Origin of the sequence: Mycobacterium sp., assembly GCF_049683355.1 — a bacterium.
GTDB lineage: Bacteria > Actinomycetota > Actinomycetes > Mycobacteriales > Mycobacteriaceae > Mycobacterium.
Genome location: NZ_JBAUJB010000260.1, coordinates 1 through 4,256, shown reverse-complemented (window position 1 = coordinate 4,256; position 4,256 = coordinate 1). Strand labels below are relative to the sequence as shown.

General features: G+C 69.1%; 4 protein-coding genes and 1 pseudogene. 4 read left to right on the top strand and 1 reads right to left on the bottom strand.

The window, feature by feature from the left end; genetic code table 11:
- From ribA to WA944_RS15735, 3 genes are all read left to right on the top strand, one after another.
- The coding region (gene ribA, locus WA944_RS15745; protein ID WP_526647103.1) for a GTP cyclohydrolase II at positions 1 to 963 on the top strand (963 nt) is incomplete at its 5' end.
- A 22-nt stretch (positions 964 to 985) separates the two neighbouring features.
- On the top strand, positions 986 to 1,462 hold the full coding sequence (gene ribH, locus WA944_RS15740) for a 6,7-dimethyl-8-ribityllumazine synthase (protein ID WP_526369102.1): 477 nt from the start codon (positions 986 to 988) through the stop codon (positions 1,460 to 1,462).
- A complete protein-coding gene (locus WA944_RS15735; RefSeq protein ID WP_163890341.1) occupies positions 1,459 to 1,932 on the top strand; it encodes a PH domain-containing protein in 474 nt (157 codons plus the stop codon). Before ribH ends, WA944_RS15735 begins: the two co-directional genes overlap by 4 nt.
- Here WA944_RS15735 and WA944_RS15730 read toward each other — a convergent pair.
- Positions 1,913 to 3,857, bottom strand: a pseudogene (locus WA944_RS15730) (gamma-glutamyltransferase family protein). The gene WA944_RS15735 and the pseudogene WA944_RS15730 sit on opposite strands and share 20 nt — an antisense overlap.
- 50 nt (positions 3,858 to 3,907) lie before the next feature.
- On the opposite strand from WA944_RS15730, the gene WA944_RS15725 reads away from it, so the two are divergent.
- Positions 3,908 to 4,256, top strand: a 349-nt coding sequence (locus tag WA944_RS15725) for a GIY-YIG nuclease family protein (RefSeq protein ID WP_526647102.1), incomplete at its 3' end; no start/stop codon positions are given.

Here is a 4,256-nt window from a genome sequence, read left to right as displayed (position 1 = left end):
GACCGGGCGACCACCATGAGGCTGCTGGCCGATCCGACCAGTGTCGTCGACGACTTCACCAAACCCGGGCACGTGGTCCCGCTGCGCGCCAAGGACGGCGGGGTGCTGCGTCGTCCCGGCCACACCGAGGCGGCCGTCGACCTGGCCCGGCTCGCCGGACTGCAGCCCGCCGGCGCGATCTGCGAGATCGTCAGCCAGAAGGACGAGGGCGACATGGCGCAGACCGATGAGCTGCGCATCTTCGCCGACGAACACGACTTGGCCCTCATCTCGATCGCCGACCTGATCGAGTGGCGGCGCAAGCACGAAAAGCACATCGAGCGGGTCGCCGAGGCCCGCATCCCGACCCGCCACGGTGAGTTCCGGGCCGTCGGATACACCAGCATCTACGACGAGGTCGAGCACGTCGCGTTGGTCCGTGGCGACATCGCCGGCCCCCACGGGGACGGTCACGACGTGCTGGTGCGGGTGCACTCCGAGTGCCTGACCGGTGACGTGTTCGGCTCCCGCCGTTGCGACTGCGGGCCACAGCTCGACGCCGCGCTGGCCATGGTGGCCCGCGAAGGTCGCGGGGTGGTGCTCTACATGCGAGGCCACGAGGGCCGGGGGATCGGCCTGATGCACAAGCTGCAGGCCTACCAGCTCCAGGACGCCGGTGACGACACCGTCGACGCCAACCTCAAGCTGGGGCTGCCGGCCGATGCCCGCGACTACGGGATAGGTGCCCAGATACTCGTCGACCTCGGCGTGCGGTCGATGCGTCTGCTGACCAACAACCCAGCCAAGCGCGTCGGGCTGGACGGGTACGGCCTGCACATCATCGAGCGGGTGCCACTGCCGGTGCGGGCCAACGCCGAGAACATCCGATACCTGATGACCAAGCGCGACCGGATGGGCCATGACCTGGTCGGTCTGGAGGACTTCGACGAGGCACTGCCCGGAGAGTTCGGTGGCGCAGTATGAGCACCCACAGTGGAGGGGCGAAATGAGTCCTGCGGCCGGCGTCCCGGACCTCCCCGAGCTCGACGCCTCTGACATCACGTTGGGCATCGTCGCCAGCACCTGGCACGAGACGATCTGCGACGCGCTCCTCGAGGGTGCGCGAAGAACGGCGGCAGACGCGGGGATCGCAGACCCGACGATCGTGCGGGTGCTCGGCGCCATCGAGATACCGGTGGTGGCGCAGGCGTTGGCCGCGACCCATGACGCCGTGGTGGCGCTCGGCGTGGTGATCCGCGGGGAGACACCACATTTCGACTACGTCTGCGATGCCGTCACGACCGGGCTGACGCGGGTGTCGCTGGACGCGTCCACACCCGTCGCCAACGGAGTGCTCACCACCAACACCGAACACCAGGCGCTCGACCGCGCAGGGCTGCCGACATCGGCCGAGGACAAGGGCGCCCAGGCCGCCGCGGCCGCACTGTCGACGGCGCTCACGCTGCGCCGGCTGAGCTCGTGAACACTGCCGGCAAGGACACCTGGGACGTCCAGGTCAAGCCACACCTGACACCGATCTTCGCCTACGGCGCGGCGCTGGTGATCCTGGCCGCCCACGTTGTTGTCGGGGTGCTGCTCAAGGCGTCGTCCACCGGGGTGATCTTCCGCACCGCCGACCAGGTGGCCATCGCGATGGTCGGCGCGGTCATCGCGGCCTTCGTGTGTCTGCTCGCGCGGCCTCGGCTGCGGATCGGACCCTCCGGGGTTGCGGTGCGAAACCTCTTCGGATACAAGCTGTTCCCCTGGAGTGAAGTCAGAGGCGTGTCGTTTCACCCAGGTGCGCGCTGGGCGCGGCTCGACCTTCCCGACGACGAGTACATGGCGGTGATGGCCATCCAGGCCGTCGACAAGCGAAGAGCCGTCGAGTCGATGGAGCGGGTGCGTACCGCGCTGCGTCGCTACCAGCCCGACATCAATTCGACCCACCCATGACCACGCCCTCGCGACGCGGGTCGGCGCCACCGATCCAGCCGGACGTGCCGCGGACGAGGGCGGACAGCCCGCTGGACTGATCGCCGACGTCCACCTGGTGGCCGAGTTCGCGCAGCCCGCGTACCAACGGATCGTGGTCACCGTCGTCCGAGGCGTCGATCGACGGGTGCTCACCGCCGACGTTCGTCTTCGGGGAGTTGGCCGCGCCGAAGTCGACCGAGGAGACCGCCTGCTGCGGATCCAGGCCCCAGTCCAGGATGCCCACAACGGTTTTCACGACGAACTGGATGATCGTGGACCCGCCGGGCGAGCCGGTGACGGCGTACAGCCGACCGCGGGCACCGGCGGCGCCCGGTTCGAAGATCAGTGTCGGCGCCATCGTGCTCCGGGGGCGTTTGCCCGGCTGCAGGCGGTTGGCCACCGGCACCCCGTCCGGGCCGACCGGCTCTGCGGAGAAATCGGTCAGCTGGTTGTTCAGCAGGAATCCGTCGACCATGTGGAACGCGCCGAACGCCGACTCGATGGTCGTCGTGAACGACGCCGCATTGCCCTGCCGGTCGACCACGCTGATGTGGCTGGTGCCGTGCTCCGGTGGTGCCGGCACGGGGGCGATGGGGGGCCCGAACTCGCCAGGCTGCGCCGTGCCCATCGTGCGGTCCGGCGAGATCAGCGCCGCGCGTCCCACCAGGTAGTCGCTGCCCAGCAACGTGGCGGGGGACCCTCCGGGAAGCGGCACGAAGTCCGTGTCGGCGACATAGCGGTCCCGGTCGGCGTAGGCGAGTCGCTCGGCTTCGGAGATCAGGTGCACGCCCATCACAGTGGGCCGGCCACCGTTGAGGTCGACGTCGGTTGGTTTGTGCTGGTCCATCGGGAAGTGCTCGAGCATCCCCAGGGTCGCGGCAACGGCGATGCCGCCGGAGGACGGGGGCGGCATGCCGCAGATCTGTTTGCCTCGGTAGCCCGTGCACAGCGGTTCGCATCTTCGTTCGGTAACCGGCCAGATCCTCGACGGTGATCAGGCCCGGGGTGCGTCCGCCCGAGGTGTCGGCCGCCGCGGCGACGATGTTGCGGGCGATCTCGCCGGTGTAGAACGCTTCCGGGTCGGATGCGATGGCGCCCAACGTTTTTGCATACGCCGGATTGGTCAGGACGCTCTGCGCGGCTTTCGGGGAGCCGTCGGGTTCCAGGAAGTACGCTGCGGCGTCCGCGTCGAGCCGCAGCTGCGGTGCGGCATCGACGATGGCGGCCGCGAGCCGGGGGCTGATGTCGAAGCCGTCGTCGGCCAGCGCCACGGCGGGAGTGAACAGGTCGCGCCACGGTGTCTCGCCGTGTTCGGCATGCACGTCGGCCAACATCCGCACGACGCCGGGCACGCCGATGGAGCGGCCGGAGGCGCGGGTATCAGGTTTCGGGTCCGTCCTGTCGGCTTCAGAGACCCACCGCAGATAGTTCTCGGTCGCCGCGGCCGGGGCCACCTCACGTCCGTCATAGGCTTGCACGGCACCACCGGCGGTGTCGTAGTAGAGCAGGAACCCGCCACCGCCGAGTCCTGAGGACTGCGGTTCGACCAGCCCGAGGACCGCTTGCGCGGTGACGATCGCATCCGCGGCGGTGCCGCCGTCCCTCAGCACCTCACACGCCGCCTGCGTGGCTAGCGGGTTCGCGGTGGCCACCGCGAAGCCGGTGGCGGCGACGGTGGTCATGTCCGTGCGGTATCCCGTGGCGGTCTCGGGTGCTGCCGTGATGTCCCGGTTGCCGGGTTCCGTCGACGACTCCGCCCGCGGTGCCAGGGTGCCGTTGGCGACGATGTCACACGGACCTGCCGGGGGTGGGGCGGCGCTCTGGTCGCCTGCACATCCGGCAAGCACCAGCACCACCGCCAGCAGCGGCGACCCCACCCGTCGCGCGGACCAGAACCGCATCATTCGACGGTAGTCGATCGGCCGCGTCGGTACACCGCAGTAACCTGGGTTGCGTGCCCGATCCAGCGACATACCGACCCGCTCCTGGATCGATTCCCGTCCAACCGGGTGTCTACAGGTTCCGGGATCCGCACGGCCGGGTCATCTATGTCGGCAAGGCCAAGAGCCTGCGCAGCCGGCTCAACTCCTATTTCGCCGACATCGGCGGCTTGGCGCCGCGGACCCGGCAGATGGTACGCACGGCGGCGGGGGTCGAGTGGACGGTCGTCAACACCGAAGTGGAGGCGCTGCAACTCGAGTACAACTGGATCAAGGAGTTCGACCCGCGGTTCAACATCCGGTACCGCGACGACAAGTCCTATCCGGTCCTGGCGGTGACCCTCAACGAGGAGTATCCCCGGC